General features: G+C 60.6%; 21 protein-coding genes, 1 tRNA gene and 1 riboswitch. Of the genes, 8 read left to right on the forward strand and 14 right to left on the reverse strand.

What is annotated here, in order from left to right; genetic code table 11:
• Nucleotides 1–80: 80 nt before the first annotated feature.
• The 4 genes from M2400_RS29650 (at nt 81) to M2400_RS29665 (ending at nt 3,281) form a co-directional block, all read left to right on the forward strand.
• Complete coding sequence (locus tag M2400_RS29650; RefSeq protein WP_177121702.1) at nt 81–1,244, forward strand: MFS transporter; 1,164 nt, start codon at nt 81–83, stop codon at nt 1,242–1,244.
• Nucleotides 1,241–2,434 carry an MFS transporter gene (locus tag M2400_RS29655; RefSeq protein WP_259200997.1) on the forward strand — a complete coding sequence of 398 codons (1,194 nt, stop codon included), beginning with the start codon at nt 1,241–1,243 and terminating at the stop codon, nt 2,432–2,434. Before M2400_RS29650 ends, M2400_RS29655 begins: the two co-directional genes overlap by 4 nt.
• A 242-nt stretch (nt 2,435–2,676) precedes the next feature.
• A complete protein-coding gene (locus tag M2400_RS29660) occupies nt 2,677–2,991 on the forward strand; it encodes a hypothetical protein (protein WP_259200996.1) in 315 nt (104 codons plus the stop codon).
• A complete protein-coding gene (locus M2400_RS29665) occupies nt 2,991–3,281 on the forward strand; it encodes a DNA-binding transcriptional regulator (RefSeq protein ID WP_259200995.1) in 291 nt (96 codons plus the stop codon). The genes M2400_RS29660 and M2400_RS29665 overlap by 1 nt, the downstream gene beginning before the upstream one ends.
• Nucleotides 3,282–3,387: 106 nt before the next feature.
• On the opposite strand, the gene M2400_RS29670 is transcribed toward M2400_RS29665, so the two are convergent.
• The gene (locus tag M2400_RS29670; protein ID WP_259200994.1) at nt 3,388–4,200 is read right to left on the reverse strand and encodes a helix-turn-helix transcriptional regulator; all 813 of its coding nucleotides are present in this window, start codon (nt 4,198–4,200) and stop codon (nt 3,388–3,390) included.
• A gap of 95 nt (nt 4,201–4,295) precedes the next feature.
• On the opposite strand from M2400_RS29670, the gene M2400_RS29675 reads away from it, so the two are divergent.
• Nucleotides 4,296–5,186: an SDR family oxidoreductase gene (locus tag M2400_RS29675; protein WP_259200993.1), complete on the forward strand. Its 891-nt coding sequence runs from the start codon at nt 4,296–4,298 to the stop codon at nt 5,184–5,186.
• A gap of 146 nt (nt 5,187–5,332) precedes the next feature.
• A complete protein-coding gene (locus M2400_RS29680; protein ID WP_259200992.1) occupies nt 5,333–5,836 on the forward strand; it encodes a GNAT family N-acetyltransferase in 504 nt (167 codons plus the stop codon).
• Here the strand turns inward: M2400_RS29680 and M2400_RS29685 are convergent.
• Both M2400_RS29685 and M2400_RS29690 read right to left on the reverse strand, forming a co-directional pair.
• A complete protein-coding gene (locus tag M2400_RS29685; RefSeq protein ID WP_177079556.1) occupies nt 5,744–6,112 on the reverse strand; it encodes a BrnA antitoxin family protein in 369 nt (122 codons plus the stop codon). The two genes, M2400_RS29680 and M2400_RS29685, sit on opposite strands and share 93 nt — an antisense overlap.
• A 3-nt stretch (nt 6,113–6,115) precedes the next feature.
• Nucleotides 6,116–6,397: a BrnT family toxin gene (locus tag M2400_RS29690; protein ID WP_177079555.1), complete on the reverse strand. Its 282-nt coding sequence runs from the start codon at nt 6,395–6,397 to the stop codon at nt 6,116–6,118.
• A gap of 470 nt (nt 6,398–6,867) precedes the next feature.
• Here M2400_RS29690 and M2400_RS29695 point away from each other — a divergent pair, with 470 nt between their 5' ends.
• Nucleotides 6,868–7,107 (forward strand): DUF6124 family protein, encoded by a 240-nt coding sequence (locus M2400_RS29695; RefSeq protein ID WP_169387304.1) that lies wholly within the window; start codon nt 6,868–6,870, stop codon nt 7,105–7,107.
• A 64-nt stretch (nt 7,108–7,171) separates the two neighbouring features.
• Here the strand turns inward: M2400_RS29695 and M2400_RS29700 are convergent, their stop codons facing one another.
• Nucleotides 7,172–8,098, reverse strand: coding sequence for a LysR family transcriptional regulator (locus tag M2400_RS29700; protein WP_259200991.1), 927 nt, complete (start codon nt 8,096–8,098; stop codon nt 7,172–7,174).
• Nucleotides 8,099–8,225: 127 nt separating this feature from the next.
• On the opposite strand from M2400_RS29700, the gene lysA reads away from it, so the two are divergent.
• Nucleotides 8,226–9,464 (forward strand): diaminopimelate decarboxylase, encoded by a 1,239-nt coding sequence (gene lysA / locus M2400_RS29705; RefSeq protein WP_259200990.1) that lies wholly within the window; start codon nt 8,226–8,228, stop codon nt 9,462–9,464.
• Nucleotides 9,465–9,552: 88 nt separating this feature from the next.
• Here lysA and M2400_RS29710 read toward each other — a convergent pair.
• From M2400_RS29710 to M2400_RS29755, 10 genes are all read right to left on the reverse strand, one after another.
• Nucleotides 9,553–9,626 (reverse strand) — tRNA-Gly (locus M2400_RS29710).
• A 137-nt stretch (nt 9,627–9,763) separates the two neighbouring features.
• Nucleotides 9,764–10,648, reverse strand: coding sequence for an alpha/beta fold hydrolase (locus M2400_RS29715; RefSeq protein ID WP_177045098.1), 885 nt, complete (start codon nt 10,646–10,648; stop codon nt 9,764–9,766).
• Nucleotides 10,649–10,953: 305 nt separating this feature from the next.
• Complete coding sequence (locus M2400_RS29720; protein ID WP_259200989.1) at nt 10,954–11,646, reverse strand: pseudouridine synthase; 693 nt, start codon at nt 11,644–11,646, stop codon at nt 10,954–10,956.
• On the reverse strand, nt 11,646–11,858 hold the full coding sequence (locus tag M2400_RS29725) for a cysteine-rich CWC family protein (protein WP_259200988.1): 213 nt from the start codon (nt 11,856–11,858) through the stop codon (nt 11,646–11,648). Before M2400_RS29725 ends, M2400_RS29720 begins: the two co-directional genes overlap by 1 nt.
• Before the next feature lie 73 nt (nt 11,859–11,931).
• A complete protein-coding gene (gene uca / locus M2400_RS29730; protein ID WP_259200987.1) occupies nt 11,932–15,552 on the reverse strand; it encodes an urea carboxylase in 3,621 nt (1,206 codons plus the stop codon).
• A gap of 291 nt (nt 15,553–15,843) precedes the next feature.
• Entirely contained in the window at nt 15,844–16,476 is a 633-nt protein-coding gene (locus tag M2400_RS29735; protein ID WP_259200986.1) for an urea amidolyase associated protein UAAP2, read from the reverse strand.
• Between the two features lie 9 nt (nt 16,477–16,485).
• Nucleotides 16,486–17,211 (reverse strand): urea amidolyase associated protein UAAP1, encoded by a 726-nt coding sequence (locus M2400_RS29740; protein ID WP_177045091.1) that lies wholly within the window; start codon nt 17,209–17,211, stop codon nt 16,486–16,488.
• Nucleotides 17,208–17,972 (reverse strand): ABC transporter ATP-binding protein, encoded by a 765-nt coding sequence (locus M2400_RS29745; protein WP_177079551.1) that lies wholly within the window; start codon nt 17,970–17,972, stop codon nt 17,208–17,210. The genes M2400_RS29740 and M2400_RS29745 overlap by 4 nt, the downstream gene beginning before the upstream one ends.
• The gene (locus M2400_RS29750; RefSeq protein ID WP_259200985.1) at nt 17,969–18,784 is read right to left on the reverse strand and encodes an ABC transporter permease; all 816 of its coding nucleotides are present in this window, start codon (nt 18,782–18,784) and stop codon (nt 17,969–17,971) included. The genes M2400_RS29745 and M2400_RS29750 overlap by 4 nt, the downstream gene beginning before the upstream one ends.
• A gap of 12 nt (nt 18,785–18,796) precedes the next feature.
• Nucleotides 18,797–19,864 carry a putative urea ABC transporter substrate-binding protein gene (locus M2400_RS29755; protein ID WP_093200780.1) on the reverse strand — a complete coding sequence of 356 codons (1,068 nt, stop codon included), beginning with the start codon at nt 19,862–19,864 and terminating at the stop codon, nt 18,797–18,799.
• A gap of 61 nt (nt 19,865–19,925) precedes the next feature.
• Nucleotides 19,926–20,026: riboswitch (guanidine-I (ykkC/yxkD leader) on the reverse strand.
• Nucleotides 20,027–20,098 lie beyond the last annotated feature (72 nt).

Below are 20,098 nucleotides of genomic sequence, written 5' to 3' on the forward strand. Positions count from 1 at the left end.
TTGATCGGTCCGAAATCGGTATTGGTCTCGGGTGCACGGGTCATTCTATAAAGGCCTCTGATAATAAAACGAGAGGTTTCATGAAACCGCGCCTGCATTGTGCCCGTCTTGCCCTGTTCCTGTGTGGCTGCGCGGCGTTTCTCAATCTCTACGCCACCCAGAGTATTTTGCAGACCTTCGCTACCAGCTTTCAGGTGAGCGCCAAGGCGGCGGGCTGGAGCATTACCGTTACCACCTTGGCGGTGGCGCTGACCGCGCCCTTTGTCAGCCGCCTGACCGGGCATTTTGAGCAGCGCACGGTGATCTCGGTTGCTGCGCTGTTGCTGGCCGTGCCGGCGCTGATGACTGCCTATGCCAACAGCTTGGCCGAGTTGTTGGTGTGGCGCTTTATCGAAGGGATGCTGATCCCGGTGGTGTTCGCCACCAGCGTGGCCTACATCGGGGATCGCTGGCGCGGCGGCACCGTGACCGAAGTCACCAGCCTCTACGTGGCCGGCACTGTGCTGGGCGGGTTTGCCGGACGCTTCGTCACCGGCGTGATGACCGAGTATGTCGGCTGGCGTGAAGCCTTTGAACTGTTGGCGGTGTTGAGCCTGATGGTGGGCGGGTTTATCCAGTTTCTGCTGCCGGACAATCCACCCCGCGTTGCACGACCTTCAACCACCTGGAGCGATGTGCTCGGCACTCCGCTGTTGGCTGCGTACGCAGTAGGATTTTGCGTGCTGTTCTCCCAAGTGGCGACGTTTACCTACGCCGGCCTTTACCTCAGCCAAGCCCCATTCGACTTGGGCCCGGCGGCGCTGGGCACCATTTACATGGTGTTCCTGCTGGCACTGGTGGTGATCCCCGTCGCCGGTCGCCTGAGCAAATCGCGCCCGCAATCCGAATTGCTGACCGCTGCTGCGGCGCTTGGCGTCTGCGGCTCGGCCCTGACCTTATTGCCGTCCCTGTGGTGCATCGTGCTGGGCCTGGCCCTCAGCTCCACCGGCGTATTCCTCGCCCAGGCCGCTGCCAGTGCTTTCACCACCGCCACCGCCCGCCACAACAAAGCCGGAGCCGTGGGCCTGTACCTCACCTGCTATTACCTGGGCGGCAGCTTCGGCGCCATCGTCCCGGCGCTGATCTGGGAGCGTTGGGGTTGGATGGGCTGTGTGGCGCTGATCATTGGTTTCCAGCTACTGTCGCTGCTGATCGCCCTGGCGGGCTGGAAGCCCCTCCAACCTGAACTGAGCAAGACCTCATGACCGACGCCGTTGCCGTGCCCGTACCCGAGACTTCCGCCCGTCGCCGCTCGTTGATCGCCGGCTGCAGCGCCCACGCGATTCACGATGGCCTGACCGATGTGATCTACGTGCTGCTGCCGATCTGGCAAGCGCAATTTGGCATGACCTACGCCCAGATTGGCCTGCTGCGTGGCGCCTACTCCGGGATGATGGCGGTGTTCCAACTGATGGCCAGCCGCGCCGCCAAACGTTGGGGGCGCACGCCGATGCTGGTGGGCGGGACGGCGCTTGCCGGTGTTGCCTATCTGTTGGTGGGGCAGGCTACCGGGTTGGGCATGTTGTTGCTGGCGCTGTTGTTGGGCGGGCTGGGCGCGAGCACCCAGCATCCGCTGGCGTCCTCGATGATTACCGACACCTATGAGGGCGGCGGCGGGGTCAAGGAAGCGCTGTCGCAATACAACTTCTCCGGAGACATTGGCAAAACCCTGGTTCCGGGGCTGGTGGGCCTGTTGTTGACGGTCATCAGTTGGCGCGCGAGCGTTACGCTGTTGGGCCTGCTGGGATTGGCGGCGGCGGGGTTGCTGTGGTGGCTGATCCCCACGCAGACAGCGGCGTCCACTTCAGGGAAAACCGCCAAGACACTGGTAGGAAGCGGCTCCGTCAGCGGCCTGCGCGCGCTGATCGTCACGGGCACTCTCGACAGTGCTGTGCGGATGGGCTTTCTCACGTTTCTGCCGTTTCTGCTGCAAGCCAAAGGCGCCGGCACTGCGGGTATCGGGCTGGCGCTGACCATGCTGTTTATCGGTGGCGCCTTTGGGAAGTTGCTCTGCGGCTACCTCGGCGCACGCATCGGCATGATGAAAACCGTGTGGCTGACGGAGACCAGCACGGCGGTGTTGATCGTCGCGGCGGTGTACCTGCCGTTGACCGGGTTGATGGTGATGTTGCCGGTGTTGGGGCTGGCGTTGAATGGCACGTCGTCGGTGCTGTACGGCGCGGTGCCGGACCTGGCGGGCGCAGGGAAACGGGAACCGGCGTTTGCCGTGTTCTACACCGGCACCATCGGCGGTGGCGCGCTGGCGCCGGTGCTGTTTGGCGGGCTGGGCGACTCGATGGGCGTGCCGGTGGCGGTGATGGTGTTGGCGGGGATGTTGCTGCTGACGTTGCCGTTGGCGTGGGTGGTGCAGCGGGGAGTGGTGCTCGAGAGATAGCCGTCTTTTCGGATGGTGAACTCAGTTCCTTCCTACGTAATTGCAACGGTTGCCTGGTTGTAGAGTTGTCGCTTCATAACCGGAGCGAAGAGATGCGAAGAACACCGTCATTACCGAAAATCTACGTCATAAAGGTTGGTAAGCAATGCCCCGCGCGCCGATGTATGAGTGACGAGCGGATATTGCGCGACAGGATGCTACCGAATAATCTGGCTATGCGCCAATGACGCATAGGCGTGAATATGATATTCATCGAATCGCTAGCATTTACAGAAGATGTGGCAGACCTACTGAGTGATGAAAGTTACGGCGAGTTTCAAGAGTATTTGGCTGAAAATCCCACAGCAGGTGATGTCATACAAGGGACCAACGGCCTCAGAAAAGTTCGCTGGATCGCTCAAGGCAAAGGCAAAAGTGGTGGCGTTCGAGTGATCTACTATCACCTCTGCGCTGCGTATCAAATCAGGTTGATTCTGATCTACCGTAAAGGAATCAAGGATGATCTTTCTTCGGCGCAGAAGAAGATCTTGAGTGAGTTAAACAAAGGGTGGGAGTGATGGAAAAAAAGCTCTTCAATCGGCTGGTCGAAAGCATGACCCAAATGGACGAAATCGTTCGTGGCGAGCGCGCGCCGTCCCGTGAATTTCATGTTGATGCCCTGAAGGTAAAAATGATTCGGCAGGCCACAGGGCTTTCGCAAGCGCGCTTTGCAAAGGCAATCGATGTACCTGTGGGAACGCTTCAAAATTGGGAACAGGGAAGGCGAGAGCCGGAAGGTCCCGCGAGAGCGTTACTGCGTGCTATCCACAATGATCCTGGCCATGTGTTGGCGGCGCTTGAGTACTAGTAACGCTATCGGTAAAGCGTCTGGTCCGAACCAGGGGCGCTCAAATTCTGGCTAGAGAACACCGGCTCAAGGCCGGTTTTTTCTTACTGGTCGCCGACACAAATACCTATCTCATCAGCGATGCGATCCGCTGCGCATCCTCCGGCGTCGCCGGGTTGTACACCACCATATTCAGGTCCTTGCGCCCATCGGCCGCAAACACCGAATACTCAAATTCAATCGGCCCCAACACCGAATGGCGTATCCGCTTGATGCCATCACCATGGGCGCCCTGAACATCGTTCTCACTCCACATCGCCTTAAACTCAGGACTGCGCCGACACAGCTCATCCACCATCGGCTGCACCTGCTCTGCCGCACCTGAGCGCGCCGTATCAATCCTGAAGGCGCCCAACACAAACCGCGCCACGCTTTCCCAATCGTATTGAGCCGCGCGGGAATTGGGATCCAGGAACATGAACCGCAGGATATTTCGCTGTTCCGGCGGCAGCGATCCGTAGTCCATCAACATCACCGTCGCCGCCTGGTTCCAGGCCACCACATCCCAGGTCGCCGTGCGCAGGATCGCTGCGCTGGGGTTCAAGGCATCCAGGACCCGTTGCAGGCGTGGCGTCACCGTTTCGTTCTGTTGGTAGCGCACTTCGGGTGGGCGTCCGAAGGCCAGAAGAAACAGATGCTCGCGTTCGATATCCGTCAGCATCAACGCCTGGGCAATGCGTTCCAGCACTTCCACCGACGGCGCGCCGCCACGGCCCTGTTCCAGCCAGGTGTACCAGGTAGGGCTGATATTCGCGCGCTGCGCCACCTCTTCACGACGCAACCCGGGCGTACGACGGCGTGCCGATGAGAAGCCGAACGCCGCCGGATCAAGCCGGGTACGTCGGTCTTTCAGATAGGTGCCCAGCAGATTCCCGCTCATAGCCTGTTAGCCTCTATACCCTGATAACTTCACTACTTTACCCGTATAGGGCAAGCGCACAGATTAGTCTCTGAATACACACGGAGATACGGTTCATGCGCATATTTATCACCGGTGCCAGCGGGTTTATCGGGTCGGCGGTCGTCAAGGAGCTGATCTCGGCGGGCCATGAAGTGCTGGGGTTGTGCCGGTCGGACGACAAGGTGGCAGCGCTGGAGGCGGCCGGTGCCCAAGTGCACCGTGGGTCGCTTGAGGACCTGGCAAGCCTCAAGGCCGGGGCCGCCCAAGCGGATGGCGTGATTCACCTGGCGTTCAATCATGACTTCTCGACATTCGTCGCGAACTGCGAGGATGACCGCCGGGTTATCCAGGCGCTGGGAGAGGCGCTTGTCGGGTCGGATCGACCGCTGATCATCACCTCCGGCGTCGGAATCGCGAGCACCGTGCCGGGGCAGTTGGCAACGGAGGATGGTGCGGTGGTTACCTCAGCGCAGATTCCCCGTGCCGCGTCGGAAGAGGCGGCCAATGCTGTAGCCGAGACGGGCGTGAATGTATCGGTAATGCGTTTGCCTCAAGTACACGACACCTTCAGGCAGGGGCTGGTCAGCCCGGTGATCGAGTTGTATCGCGAGAAGGGCGTTTGCGCTTACATCGCCGACGGGAAAAACCGTTGGCCGGCGGCACATATTCTGGATGTGGCGCGGCTCTACAGGCTGGCGATTGAAAAGGCTGAGCCGGGCGCGAGGTATCACGCGGTGGCGGAGGAGGGTGTGTCGCAGCGGGAGATAGCCGAGGTGTTGGGGACGCGGCTAGAGTTGCCGGTTAAATCCATTTCGGCGGAAGAGGCTCAAGGTTTTTTTGGGTGGTTGTCGATGTTTACCGCTCACGATATGCCAGCGTCCAGTGTGGTTACCCGCAGGACGTTGGGATGGGAGCCGGTGGGGCCGGGGCTGCTTGCGGATCTTGCGCAGTTGGAGGGCTTTTAGGGTTGGGTTGTTGGAGGGCAGATTACCAATGTTATTGTCTACTGAAGTGGTCTGCCCTCACTAGGACTCCGCACCGATGAGTTGGAACAGAGAAACAAACACAGCCTCATTCATCCGATTGGCGACGCTTGAGGATGGGGGGCGCAATGCTCGAGTTTGATGACTACGCCAAGTCGGATATCCGCCGCAGTGAGTTTGTCCGCGAGGCCGTTAAGGCATGCGAATGTCTCGTGGCTGTCGAGTCTGGCAGTGTGGTGGGCTATCTCGTTCTGAAGCACGACTTTTTCGAGAACGGGTTTGTTTCGTTAGTCGTTGTTTCTCCGGCATTCCAACGCCAAGGGATAGCGCTTCGTTTGCTTGCTGCGTCTGAACTGGTCTGCAAGACGTCGAAGCTTTTTACCTCAGCGAGTACGTCCGACATTGCATCCCGAAAACTCATCGCCGGTCTGGTTTTTCGCCAAGCGGCGTTATCGAAAACCTGGATGAGGACGATTCGGAACTGGTTTATTTCAAGCGGATTCGGTGAGTGGCACGCGCCGTTTGATCATTGGGAAGCATCACGGTTGAGGCTTGGCTTTATGTTTGCCCGAGTTGTGCGTTCCCAGCACACGATGCAACTCCCCCGCGACAGCAAGCAGTTGCTGTTCTAGCGCTTCGACATCGGATGCATTGATCCCGTCATTGATGACATGCAAGGTTTTAGCCCGCTTTTTCGGGGCGGTTACCAGGTTATGTGCATCCTGAGAGACCAGCGCCTGACGCAGAATGTTATTGATCACCGTCTGATAGCCAGTACCAGCGTTTTCGGCGCACGCGCGGGCTGCATCGATCACGACGTCATCCAGCATGATGGTGATGCGTGTCTTGCCTTTGTTGCTTGCGATAGCACCACGATTGCCTGTGCTGAAATCGTATTCGTCTTTCATGGTTCAAACCTCCAGATACTGGCGTCGTTCATTTTTGGATGCGAGCCTTGCACTGATGATGCGTACGAAATTCGGATCACGATAGGTGTAGGCCACCACCAATATTCGGTCCTTTGCGTCTTTGCCCACGACTATCCAGCGTTCTTCATCGTGGTCGCGGTCTTCTATCATCAGTGCTTTCGCGTCGTGAAATACCGGTTCAGCATCTGCCAGGCTCACACCTTTGTGCTTTAGTTGATTCAGGGTGTTCTTTGTGTAGTCATACTGGATTCTGAAGGTTTTCATTATGCATATTTTATATGTATAAAAAAGCGGTTAATTGGGGGATGGATCTTGAGGGAGGGGCGCACGGATTTCCGTCGGTCGAAGTTGATATGACCTGTGTGAGGGGGATGTTTCGTGCGTAGGGACGCGGAGGGGTCAAGCGGAGATTGTTGGGGCACTACTATCTGGAAGAGGAATCTTGCTCCATTGCCTACACAACCATCAGAATCGTCCCGGTTGTACGCCTTGGGCGACCTCTTTAAGGTTCGTCAGCCGCTGCCCATCAGCGGTCGGGTTTAGTAGCCCGATTTGATCAACGGCGTATGGCTGTGCCATTTCTCAGACGTTTGAATGTCTGGTCTTTATGGTGGCTGTACGCGGGGCGCCTTTGGGCGCGCCGGTTTCGTTGATCAACCGGTCTACTAACCCGTGTATAGCCGCCACCCTTTGTTTAGTAGCTCTGGAAGGTGGTCCTAACCGAGGATCAACAGATGTGTACTGACTCGTATAATTCACCCGTAAGAATATTCAGCGTACGTCCCGAAATCGGCACCGATGCATTACTCGCCAACGCCTACGAAACCATTGCCGGCGCTGGCGCCATGACCAACGAATTTGCAGATAACCTGCCAGACGAGCATCGCTGTCTGGCCTTGGCGATTCAGCAAACCATTGAGTTGGGCCTGATGCTGGTGGAGGCGGCACAAGACCGCGTGGACTCAGTCGCCTAGGCATTCTGTAACAGGCTTGCCTTCCCAGGCCGCCCATACCAAGGGGAAGGAAGCCAAATTTCTGTTAGCTGGAACGTTCCCGCCTCAAATCCAAACGGTCTGCGAGACTCGCCGCCTCTTCAATCAGCGCGTCACAGAACGCGTCGACGAAGAGAGAGGACGGTCGATAATCGGGCCTGATCAACATGACCCGATACGGAATCGATACGTTGATCGGCCGAATGGCCAGCCCGTTACCGGCCTCCGCCACCGCAGTCAACGGGTTGATAATCGCCACCCCCAGTTGTTGCCTGACCATGGCACACACCGAAGCAGCGTTGGTTGTTTCGACGACAATATGCCGGTCGAAACCGGCCCGGCGGAAATGCTCATCAAGGGTTTGACGATAGATATCCAGGCCCGACAGGTTGATGAAATTCACCCCCTGAAAGTCTTCCAGTGTCAGCAACGGTTTAGCCAACAAAGGATCACCGTCCGGCAGTACGCACACCATGTCGGAACAAAAGAGTAATTCCCCTTGAGTGCCCTGAGGCGCATGTTCACCTTCGGTCAATCCGAGGTCGTAACGCTGGGCGCTGAGTGATTCTTCCAGCAGGGGCGTTTCCTGCGCCGCTATGCTCAAGCCGATACCTCCATGCTGTTGCTGAAAGCGCTTGTAGACCTTGGGCAAAAGCGTCTGGGAAAACAGCGGAAGACATGTGACGCTCAGTTGGCCATGTTCAAAGCGACGAATTGACTGTGCAACGCTGTTGATTCGTTCCAGGCCGATGTAGGAACGCTCAACCTCCTCGAACAGCATGATCGCCTGGGCTGTCGGTGCCAGCCTCCCACCCGCGCGATCAAAGAGTCGCAGGCCAGAGAGTTTTTCCAGTCGCGCCAGCTCACGGCTGACCGTCGGTTGGGAAGTAAATAGCAACTGCGCCGCTCCCGTGACGCTGCCGGCCTGCATGATGGCCCGGAACACCTCGATATGCCGTATGGAGACTTCCATCCCTGACCTCTACCCAATTAACCAGGTCCATATCAAAACTGAATCGCGCGGCAAAGAATAGATATTTTATTGAATGAAAAGCGCCGGGCATGCTGGTTTCTCTCCCTATTTCAGAAAGAAAAACGTCATGCCCAACACCTCCGTTTTCCAGTTATTGGCCGCGTCTGCAAGACAGCACGGTACCCCGCTCTGGTGTTACGAGGCCGAGACCATCAGGGCCCGAATAGACCAGTTGCAGGGTTTTGATGTGGTTCGATACGCGCAGAAAGCCTGCTCCAACCTGCATATTCTTCGGTTGATTCGCGAACAAGGCATGCGGATCGATGCGGTATCGCAGGGGGAAATCGAGCGGGCACTGCTGGCTGGATTCAGCCCCGACGGTGACCCGGCGGGCATTGTTTTTACCTGTGATTTATTCGATGAAGCGACGTTGCGCCGTGTGGTGGAACTGCAGCTGGAAGTGAACACCGGCTCGATTGATATGCTGCGCCAACTGGGTCAGCGGTCGCCCGGTCACCGGGTTTGGCTGCGGATCAATCCGGGGTTTGGTCACGGTCACAGCCGCAAGACCAACACCGGTGGTGAAAACAGCAAGCACGGAATCTGGCACGAGCAGGTCCAGGACGCGCTCAACGTGATCCGGCAATTTGGCCTGAAGCTGGTGGGCGTACACATGCATATCGGCTCCGGCGTGGATTACGCGCACCTTGAGCAAGTGGGCTGTGCGATGGTCTCGGTGGTGAAGGCACTGGACCACGATATCGAGGCATTTTCCATCGGTGGTGGGCTTGCCACGCCTTATCGTGCGCAAGATGAACCGGTGGATATCCAGAGTTACGCGAGCACATGGCGTCAGGCCAAACAGGAGATTGAGGCCTGGCTCGGTCATCCGGTACGCATGGAAATCGAGCCGGGCCGCTTCCTGGTCGCGGAGTCGGGCTATCTGGTCACCGAAGTTCGCGCGGTAAAAAAAGTCGGCAGCAGGAACTTCATCCTGGTGGATGCCGGCTTCAACGACCTGATGCGGCCCGCCCTTTATGGCGCCTATCACCACATGACATTACTGGACGCCCAAGGTGTGCCGGTCAGCCGGCCGGAGCACCTGTGCGTAGTGGGCGGCCCGTTATGCGAGGCCGGCGATATTTTCACCCAGGATGAACAGGGCATTACGCCCCGCATGTTGCCTGAAGCGCAGGTGGGCGATTTGTTGGTGATACACGATACCGGCGCGTATGGCGCCGCCATGTCGTCCAATTACAATAGCCGCCCGCTGCTGCCGGAAGTGTTGATCGAGCAAGGGCAGGGGAAATTGATTCGACGCCCGCAACCGCTGTCGGAGTTGCTGGCGTTGGAGTTGGGGCTTTAACGCCACCCATAAAAAAACCGGCCACCAAGGACCGGTTTTTTTACACATCTCCCGTCAAAACCATCCTGACGTGAAACCAAAATCTGAGTGGAGCGGGTAGAGGGAATCGAACCCTCATCTAAAGCTTGGGAAGCTTTCGTTCTACCACTAAACTATACCCGCTCAGAACGGCTGACTTTGTACCAGATGTGCTCGCGGATTTGAAGTTTTTCTTCGAAAAATCTGTGTTTTACGTGCCAACGGCCGGTCGTGGGCAGGCGAATCCCCTGGGAAATCCAGCCCACCCACAACCCCGTCGCTCATACGGCAAAGGCATGCTGTGGCTGCGACGCGTGGTATCGCAACCGGCTGGGTTGCTGCTCCGGCCTCAAAAAGCCCATCAACGCCTCCCGGCTATCCCGGCATGCAGCCTTGTGCTCCATGTCCAAAAAGTGCCCGGTCGCCTGGATCGTCCCGAAGCTGCTTTTTGCAATATGTTGCCCAAACAGCTTCGCATCCTGGGCGCTGGTGTACTCGTCCCATTCGCCGTTCAAGAACAGCACCGGTATATCAATCTGCTTCGCCGCCTTGAGGTAGCACAGCCGGTCGCTGTTCAGCACGTGGCTGATGTGAAAGTGCATCTGCCCATACTCATGCTCGGCCAGGCCGCTCACGTGTTTGTAGTTGTAGCGCTTGAACAGCGACGGCAGGTGTTTGCCGATGGTGCTGTTGACCAGGTGGCCCACGCGGTCGCGGTCGAGGTTGCCGAGGTAGTCGACGCCGCGCTCCAGGTAGTCGCGCATGGGGGCGTTGATCACCGGGGAGAACGAGCTGATCACGGCCTTTTCCACACGGCGCGGCCGGTGGGCGAGGGCGACGAGGGTCGCGGCGCCGCCCCAGGAAAAGGACAGCACGTGCTCGGCGGCGAAGTGGTCGATGAGTTCCAGAAGGATCTGGCCTTCGACTTCTTTCGTCAGCATATGCTCGTGGCGGTTGTGGATTTTTGAGCGACCGGCGTAGGGCTGGTCGTACAAAACCACGTTGAACGTCGGGTGCAGGCTTTTCACGGTCTGAGCGAAAGACGCGGTGGTGGCCATTGAGCCGTTGACCAGGATGATGGTCTTGGCGGCTGCGTCCGCGCGATAGAACTCCGTGTAAACCCGATACTGACCCTGTATATCCAGCACAGCGATTTCTGGCCTCATGTCATAAGACTCCTGGCAAGCGGGTAATGCGCGCAGATCACTCTGCACGAGCTTTGTGACAGGTAGGCATACGCCTGGAAGTGAGGGCCCATGTCGATCCGAAACTGGCTGGCCGACGGGTGTTGTTATGGCGGGCAATTTGCCGTGAGAGGCCCGCAGATCAAGCGTGCGGACGGGCAAAGTGTTTCTTGTAGGTAGGGGTGACTCGCCAGTCAGATTGCGGCTGGCTGGGTTGATTCAAGCATCAGGGATGCCAGTTCGCCAGTCACAGGCGTGGTTTTTTGCCATCATCGGCTGAACGGTCATCAGACCTGTTGGGTTTCAGCGGCCGTCAGCGCCCGGTACTGCCCTGGGGCGAGGGCCGGGTCCAATTCCAGCGGCCCCATGCGCTCGCGGTGCAGGCGCATCACTTTGTTGTCGAAGTGCCCGAACATGCGCTTCACCTGGTGATAACGCCCTTCAATGATGCTCAGGCGCGCCGTTCTGGGGCCCAATAGCTCCAACTCCGCCGGCTGGGTGGTGAGGTCTTCGAAGGCGAAGTACAGGCCGGCGGCGAAGGTGGCCGCGTATTGCGGCCCAATCTCCTGCTCGGTCTCGACGTAGTAGACCTTGGGCAATTTGGTTTGCGGCTGGGTCAGGCGGCGCGACCATTGGCCGTCGTTGGTGATCAGCAGCAGACCGGTGGTGTTGAAATCCAGACGACCGGCGATGTGCAGTTCGTGCTTGTCCGGTTCATCCAACAGGTCGAACACGGTGGGGTGCTGTGGGTCTGATGTGGCGCTCACGCAGCCCTGGGGTTTGTGCAGCATGAAGTAGCGCGCGGGTTTGCCGGCTTGCAGCACCTCGTCATCCAGCAACACACGGCTGAACTCGCTCACCGGGTGATGCGGATCGCTGACGGCCTGGCCGTCGACGGCAATCCGTCGTTCCACCAGCAACAGGCGAACCTGCTTGCGGTTGAAACGGGGCAGGTTGCTGAGGAAGCGGTCTACGCGCATTACGACCGCTCGTTCCCGCGCAGTTGCTCGTCCACCTGGGCACAGCGCGGGCACAGGCAGGCTTTGTTGCGCAGCTCCGGCGGCAAGCCTTCAAGCACCGCGGGGTCGATGCTGACGGAGTAGCACCAGCAGGCCTGGTCGGCCGTGCGCGGGTCGGCCAGGGCGCAGTCGTTGCGGGCGCCGCAGGCGGGGCAGAGGGTTGGCGTGGTCATCGGTCGGTTCAGGCTGTATCGGACAAGGTCCCGGTGAAACCCGGTGTGCCTTGCACGATACAGCCCCGCCGCGTTATTGCAAATCACGCTCCAGCACGACCACCCGTTGCCCGGCGCCAATGCCGCTGCCCGGCCGCACGGGAATTTCGCGCACGGTGCCGGCGAACGGCGCGAGCACCGGGATTTCCATTTTCATCGACTCCAGGATCACCAGCACATCGCCTGCCGCGACGGGTTCGCCGACGGCCACCTGAACCTGCCAGAGATTACCGGCGATGTGGCTGTCGATGCTGTATTCGTTGGCCTGCAACGGGGTGTCTTCGCCCAATGCCGGGGCGAGTTCCTCACTGTCGAAATGCGCCTGGCCGCTGGCGATCCAGCGTTCGCGTTCGGCGTTGAACGCGCGTTGTTGTTGCCCGCGAAACGCGCCGATGCTCTCGGCTTCCCGGGTGAGAAAGGCCTGGTAATCCGTCAGGTTCAGTTGGCTGTGTTCGATGCTCAACTCAAAGCGCCCGAGGGGGAAATCCCGGCGAATCTGCACTAGCTCGTCCGCGCTTACCGGGTAAAAGCGGATCTGGTCGAAGAAGCGCAGCAACCACGGTTTGCCATCGAACGCGGCCACTTCCCGATAGCGGTTCCACATCTGCAAGGTACGCCCGACGAACTGATAGCCGCCGGGGCCTTCCATGCCGTACACGCACAGGTAAGCGCCGCCGATGCCCACGGAGTTTTCAGCGGTCCAGGTGCGTGCCGGGTTGTACTTGGTGGTGACCAGGCGGTGGCGCGGGTCCAGGGGCGTGGCCACGGGCGCGCCGAGGTAGACGTCGCCCAGGCCCATCACCAGGTAGCTGGCATCGAACACGGTGTGGCGCACTTCGTCGAGGTTGGCCAGGTCGTTGATGCGGCGGATGAACTCCAGGTTGCTCGGGCACCAGGGGGCGTCCTTGCGCACGGTGGTCATGTATTTTTCGATGGCCAGTTGGCAGGCCGGGTCGTCCCAGGAGAGTGGCAGGTGGACGATGCGCGAGGGCACCTGCAGGTTTTGGCTGGCGCAGACGGTTTGCCATTCGCTGGTGATCAACGCCAGGAGATCGGCGAGGGGCAGTTGTTCGGGCTGGTAGTGGATTTGCAGGGAACGGATGCCGGGTGTCAGGTCGATGATGCCGTGCAGGGCCCGGGTTTCGAAGGCTTGCATCAGGGCGTGGGCACGAAAGCGCAGCACCAGGTCGAGTTCCGGGGCGCCGATTTCCAGGAGCAGGTGGGTGTCGCCGGCGAGGCGGGCGACCAGGCGGGTGTCCTGTGTGCCGATATCCAGAACCACAGGTGAACTGTAGGAGCCCGGCTTGCCGGCGATGGTATCAATGCGGTGTTCCGGATGTACCGAGGTGCCTGCATCGCGAGCAAGCTTGCTCCTACCGTGATCCCATTTCAGGGCGAGGTCGCGGGCGGTGGGTAGATCGACGGGCGTGAACTTGATTTTGTCGCCCGCCTTGAGTTGGCCCAACTGCCACAAGTCCGCCTCGATCACCGTCACCGGGCACACAAACCCGCCCAGGCTCGGGCCGTCGGGGCCGAGGATCACCGGCATGTCTCCGGTAAAATCCACCGCACCAATGGCATAGGGATTGTCATGGATATTCGACGGATGCAGCCCCGCCTCGCCACCATCGGTACGCGCCCACAATGGCTTCGGCCCGATCAGCCTCACGCCCGTGCGGCTGGAGTTGAAATGCACTTCCCACTGGGTCGCGAAGAACGTGTCGATGTACTCGGGCTTGAAGTATTCCGGTGCGCCGTGGGGGCCGTAGATCACTCGCAGTGTTCGCACCTCGGCCAGCGGCTCAGGCGTAAAGGTTTTGCCGCAACTGCCATCCTCCAATGGCCGTAAATGCAACACATCCCCCGCCCGCAAAGCCCGCCCGCCATGCCCACCAAACTGGCCCAGGGTGAAGGTACTTTTGCTGCCCAGATAATCCGGAACCTGCAACCCCCCGCGCACGCACAGGTAGCTGCGCGCACCGGCCCCGGCGATGGTGCCCAGGCTCAAGGTCGAGCCCGCCGGGATCCGCAACGCGGTGTTCATCGGCACCGCGTCATCGTTCAACCGCAGCGCAATGTCCGCTCCGGTCACCGCTACCACCGCCGCACAATTGAAGCGCAACAACGGCCCGCTCATGGTGATCTCAAGCGCCGCAGCACCCTCGGCATTGCCCAGCAGGCGATTGCCCAGCCGCAAGGCGCGGCTGTCCATCGGCCCCGACGGCGGTACGCCCACGGCCCAGTAACCGAGGCGCCCCGGGTAATCCTGAACGCTGGTCTGCGTGCCGGCGCTCAGCACCTCAAACGTATCGGCGCGGTACACCAGACCTTCCAGGCAGCGGGTCCACGGCTGCCCGCTGGCGAACGGTGCGGCCAGCAGAATCTGGCGCAGGTAATCCCGGTTGGTTTCCACGCCATACAACTGACTGTTGCTCAATGCTTGATGCAGGTCCAGGCGTGCCTGTTCGCGAGTCGGTGCCCAGGTGATGAGCTTGGCGATCATCGGGTCGAAGTACGGCGGGATCTCGCAACCGGCCTCCACCCACGTGTCGATGCGCAGGCCTTCAGCGGCGGGGAAATCCACACAGGTCAACAACCCCGGGCTCGGCTGAAAATCCCGGCCCGGGTCTTCGGCGTACAGGCGTGCCTGAATCGCGTGGCCGTGGGGCTGCAACTCCAGCTCCCGCAGCGGCGGCAATTCCCCGGCGGCCAGTTGCACCATCCAGCGCACCAGGTCCACGTTCCATACCTGCTCGGTGACGCCATGCTCCACCTGCAACCGGGTGTTCACTTCCAGAAAATAGAAGCGGCCATCGGCGCTATCAAAGATAAATTCCACGGTGCCAGCACTGCGGTAGTTCACCGCTTTGGCCAAGGTGATTGCTGCTCGGCAAAGCTCATCGGCCATCCCTTCGGGCAGGTTCGGTGCCGGGGTTTCTTCCAGCACTTTCTGGTTACGCCGCTGTACCGAACAGTCGCGCACGCCGAGGGCGATCACCTCGCCGCACCCATCGCCAAACACCTGCACTTCCAGATGCCGGGCGTGCTGGATGTACTTCTCGATAAACACGCCAGCATCGCTGAAGTTGTTCTGGCCCAGGCGTTTGACCGTCTCGAAACAGTCGCGCAATTCATCGGCGCTGTTGCACACGCGCATGCCGATACCGCCACCGCCGGCGGTACTTTTGAGCATGATGGGATAGCCCACGGTTTCCCCGGCCAGCAGGGCGGCGTCGAGGCTGTTGAGCAACTCGGTGCCTTCCAGCAAGGGGATGTTGTGTTGCTTGGCCAACGCGCGGGCGGTGTGCTTGAGGCCGAACACTCGCAGCTGTTCCGGTGTAGGGCCGACGAAGGCGATGCCGGCTGTTTCGCAGGCTTCGGCAAAGGCGGCGTTTTCCGAGAGGAAGCCGTAGCCGGGATGAATCGCCGTGGCGCCACAGGCCTTGGCCGTGGCGAGGATTTTCTCTACCGACAGGTACGTGCCGGCCGCCGCGCCTTCGCCCAGGCTGTAGGCCTCATCCGCCTGCTGGATATGCAGGCTGGCAGCATCGGCCTCGGAATACACCGCAACGCCCCTGACCGAAAGCTCGCGCAAGGTGCGCAGGATGCGGCAGGCGATGGCGCCACGGTTGGCGATCAACAGTTTTTTGAACATGGCAAAACCCCGCAGGCCGATGTGTGTTCGGCCTTGTCCTGGGATGCGGGCCGTCCCGCAAATGTGGATGGCGCTGCGGTCGTCCGAAGCGCAAATTTCAACACCAATGCAGATCAATTGTGGGAGCCGGGCTTGCCCGCGATGGCGGTGGGTCAGTCACCCCATGTGTTGGCTGATCCACCGCTATCGCAGGCAAGCCAGCTCCTACAATTGATCTTCAGTGTTTTCGGAGGCACTGCCCCGCCCGGGCCTGGCAGAGGGCGAACAACCACTGACGTAACCGCTTCATTTTCAGTTCCATACCAGTAACTCCGCAGGGGTCGGGTTGTAGCCGTTGCACGGGTTGTTCAGTTGCGGGCAGTTGGAGATCAATACGATCACGTCCATCTCGGCCCGCAGGTCGACGTACTTGCCGGGGGCGGAAATGCCGTCTTCAAACGTCAGCCCGCCATCGGCCGTCACCGGCACATTCATGAAGAAATTGATGTTCGGCCCGATGTCGCCTTTACCCAGCCGGCCATCGTGGGCGCAGGCCCGCAGGTAATTGTCGCGGCAGCTGTGCATGTAGCGTTTTTCCAGGGCGTAGCGCACGGTGTTGCTCTCCTGGGCGCAGGCGCCGCCGAGGGTGTCGTGGCGCCCGCAGGTGTCGTCGACGATGGTCAGCATCGGCTGCCCGAGGTTGGAATACAGCACACTGCCGGTGCTCAGGTACACGCTGTTTTGCCGGCGCAAGGTGCGCTGCACGTCGTAGCGTTCCCGGGGGTTTTTCAGGCTGTAGAACAGCGTGTCGACGGCCTGATTGCCCTCAAGGTCGAGGATGCGCAGGGTCTGGCCGGCCTTGACTTCCATCAGCCAGGGTTCGCCGGCGGGAATGGTCGCGCGGTACACGGCCGCGTCCGGTTGTTTGGCGAGTGCGATAGACATGGCAGGTCCTCAGGCGAACAGACGGTCGGTGTTGATAAAACCGCGCTCGTTCTCCGGGCGCGAGGTGCGGCAGTGTTCGGCGACGCTTTTGTCGGCGTTCATCCAGCTGAGTTTCAGCGGCTGCGGCGCGTATTCGGGGTTCGGGTCCATGGGATGTTGCAAGGCGGTGAGCACCACCAGCGTGTCCATCGGTGCATAGAGTTCGATGTAGTCGCCGGCCTTGGAATGACCGGCCGCAAAGTGCAGGCCGCCGGCGTCATCCACCGTGACTTTGCTGAACAGGTTGAGGGTCATCAGCAGATCGGAAAGCCCCAGGCCCCACTTGCCCAGTTCCACCAGCAGGTTGTCGGTGCCGTTGCGGTAGAAGCCGTTGCGCAGCTCTTGATAGCGGCCCTTGCCATATTTTTCGGCGACCTCGGAGGCGCATAACACACCGCCGATGCTGTCGCTCCAGCCGCAGGTGTCGGCGGTGATCGCGGCCAGCACGCGGCCCATGTCCGAGTAAAGGCAATGGCCACTGGTGAGCTTGGCGGTGTGTTGGCACTTGAGGCTGTCGGGCAAGTTCAGGCGCTCGGTTTTTTCATTGGCATTGAGCAGGGTCAGGCTGACGTTGGCGCCGCCGCGAATGTCGGTGAGGCGCAGCAGTTGGCCGCGCTTGAGCACGAAGGAACGGTGGCCGCCGCCGGGGAGCATTTCCTCGGCGAAGGGTGGGAACAATTGGGTTGAGTCGGTCATTTGGAAGTGGCTCCAAGTTCGGCGGCGATCGCCTTGCGGCGCTCGCTGTTCAAAGGGATGTCGTAGGTGATGCGGGCGCCATACGCGCCCGGGGCGTGCGGGTCGAGGCGCACCTTGTCGAACACCAGCAAGCGGGTGCCGAGGCTGAAGCCTTCGCTCAGGTCGTGGGTGACCATGAACACCGTCAGCCTGGTTTCGCGCCACAGCTCCAGCAACAGCAGGTGCATGTCTTTGCGAATGCCCGGGTCGAGGGCGCCGAAGGGTTCGTCCAGCAGCAATATGCGCGGCTTCATGATCAGCGCCTGGGCGATGGCCAGGCGCTGTTGCATGCCGCCGGAAAGCTGCGCCGGGTACTTGTCCAGGGCATGGCCCAAACCGACTTTATGCAGCAGCGCCTCGGCCTGTTCCCGCGCCTGTTTTTTCGCGCTGCCGAACAGCCGGCCGAGCAAGGGTGAGCGCGGCAGTTCAAGGCCCAGCGCAACGTTGTCCAGCACCGTCAGGTGCGGGAACACCGAGTAGCGCTGGAACACCACGCCACGGCTGGCGTCGGGCTCGGCGGCCAATGGTTTACCGTCCAGCAGGATCTCGCCGTGGCTGGCGGTTTCCTGGCCCAGCAGCAGGCGCAGGAAGGTCGATTTACCGCAGCCGGAAGTCCCGACCAGGGTGCAGAACTCGCCTTCGGCCACGTGCAGGTTCAGGCGCTCCAGCACCACCTGGTCGCCATAGCGCTGCCACACATTGTTGACGCTGATAAAACTCATGCCCGCGCTCCTTCGTACCAGGGGAACGCACGCCGGGTCAGGGCCTTGAGGCCCCAGTCCATCAGCCAGGCCAGCAGGGTGATCCACACCACGTAGGGCAGGATCACGTCCATCGCCAGGTAGCGGCGCACCAGGAAGATCCGGTAACCCAAACCGTCAGTGGAGGCGATGGCTTCTGCCGCAATCAGGAACAGCCACGCCGAGCCCAGCATCAAGCGCAGGGAGATCAGCAGGCGCGGCAGCAACTGCGGCAGCACCACCCGCAGTATCAGGGTCCAGGTGGAGGCACCGAGGGTCTGCGCCTTCACCAGCAACTCCACGGGAATTTCCCGCGCTCGCTGTTCCAGGTCCCGCGCCAGGGCCGGGGTGATGCCGATCACGATCAACATCACTTTCGACAATTCCCCAAGCCCGAACACGATGAACAGGATCGGCAGGATCGCCAGCGGCGGCACCATCGACAGCACCGTCAGCAATGGCGACAACGGTGCGCCGAACAGCGGCAAGGTGCCGGCGGCGATGCCCAGGCACAGGCCGGCGAGGGCGCTGATGCCCAGGCCAATCGCCAGGCGGCGCAAGCTCGATGCGCTGTCTTGCCACAGTACGTATTCGCCGGTGCGAGCGTCTGCGCTGAAGGCCAGGCGTTTCACCGCGTCGCCCATTTGCACGGCGCTGGGCAGCAGCTTGTCGTTGGGGTTGTCTGCCAGGCGTTCGGCCGAGCCCACGAAGTAGGCGAACAGCAGCAGCGCGAAAGGCAGCAGCACCAACAACAGGCGGCTGGAGCGTTCCGGGTGACGGTTGATCAGGCGCATGGCCGGGTCCTCTTACAGCGTGCCGTCGGCGGCCATCTGTACGTAGCTGGGGTCGAAATGCAGCTTGAGGTTGGCGGTGTCGCCGCGGGTCACGCCATTGGCGAAGCTCATGCCCACGGCGTTGGTGTCCTTGGCACCTTCACCCAGCAGGCCGTGTTTAAACGAGAACTCGGCGACTTTGCCCATGGTGGCCGGCAACTGCGCGCTGGTGGCGAAGGCCAGGGCTTCCTTGGGCGTGGCGAACAGCTTGGTGGTGTCCAGTTGCGACTGGAAGCCTTTGAGGTCGGTGCCGGAAGCCTTGGCCATGTGTTCCAGGGCGTCGGTGCTGGCGGCGTTTTTCGCGTTCATCAGCGCGACCACTTCAAACCAGGCCCCGGTGAGCGCCTTGCCCAGCTTGGGGTTGTCTTTGAGGGTCTGGGTGTTGACCACCATCATGTCCATGATTTCGCCGGGCACTTTGCTGGAGTCGAACACTTCGGTGACGCCGGGCTTGGCCTTGATCTCCGAGAGCATCGGGTTCCAGGTGGTGACGGCCTTGACCTGATCGGTGTTGAAGGCGGCGGCGATGTCGGCGTCGGAGGTGTTGACCACTTTCAGGTCTTTTTCGGTGAGGCCGGCCGACTCCAGGGCGCGAGCCAGCAGGTAGTGGGACACGGAGAGTTCCACCAGGTTGACGTTCATGCCCTTGAGGTCGGCGACGGTCTTGCCTTCGCCCTTGATGACCACACCGTCGTTGCCGTTGGAGAAGTCGCTGACCACCAGCGCGGTGCTGTCCACGCCACCGGCGGCGGGGATGGTCAGGGCGTCCATGTTGGTCATGGTGCAGCCGTCGAACTGGCCGGCGGTGTACTGGTTGATGGACTCGACGTAGTCATTGAGCTGCACCATGTCGATCTTGATGCCGTACTTCTTGGCCCACTTGTCGAGGATGCCTTGGCTGCCGGCGTACTCCCACGGCATCCAGCCGGCATAAATCGTCCAGCACACGCTGAAATGGTCTTTGGGGGCGGCCTGGGCGGAAAAGCTCACCACGGCGGCGAAGGCGGCGGCGAGCAGGGCGGGTAAACGTATCGAGGGCATGGATGCTTCTCCAGTTGATCAAGGGCGAGCAGGAGCAACGCGGCACCGTGAACGGTGGCTTGTCTCCCGGGCTTTTATCCCGCCGTGTAACCTCAACTGGAGGTCGCCGACTCTCGGACCAGCCACTCGCCTTAGCGAGCCGGAACCCTAGTCAGCCATTGCAAATTGTGGTGCCGCGAACCTGTGATGACTCCTGCACGGGAGAGGTAAAGCGAGAGTCGTGCCAAGTGGCAC

The sequence above is a fragment of the Pseudomonas sp. BIGb0558 genome (assembly GCF_024807515.1).
In the GTDB taxonomy this organism is placed as follows: domain Bacteria; phylum Pseudomonadota; class Gammaproteobacteria; order Pseudomonadales; family Pseudomonadaceae; genus Aquipseudomonas; species Aquipseudomonas yamanorum_A.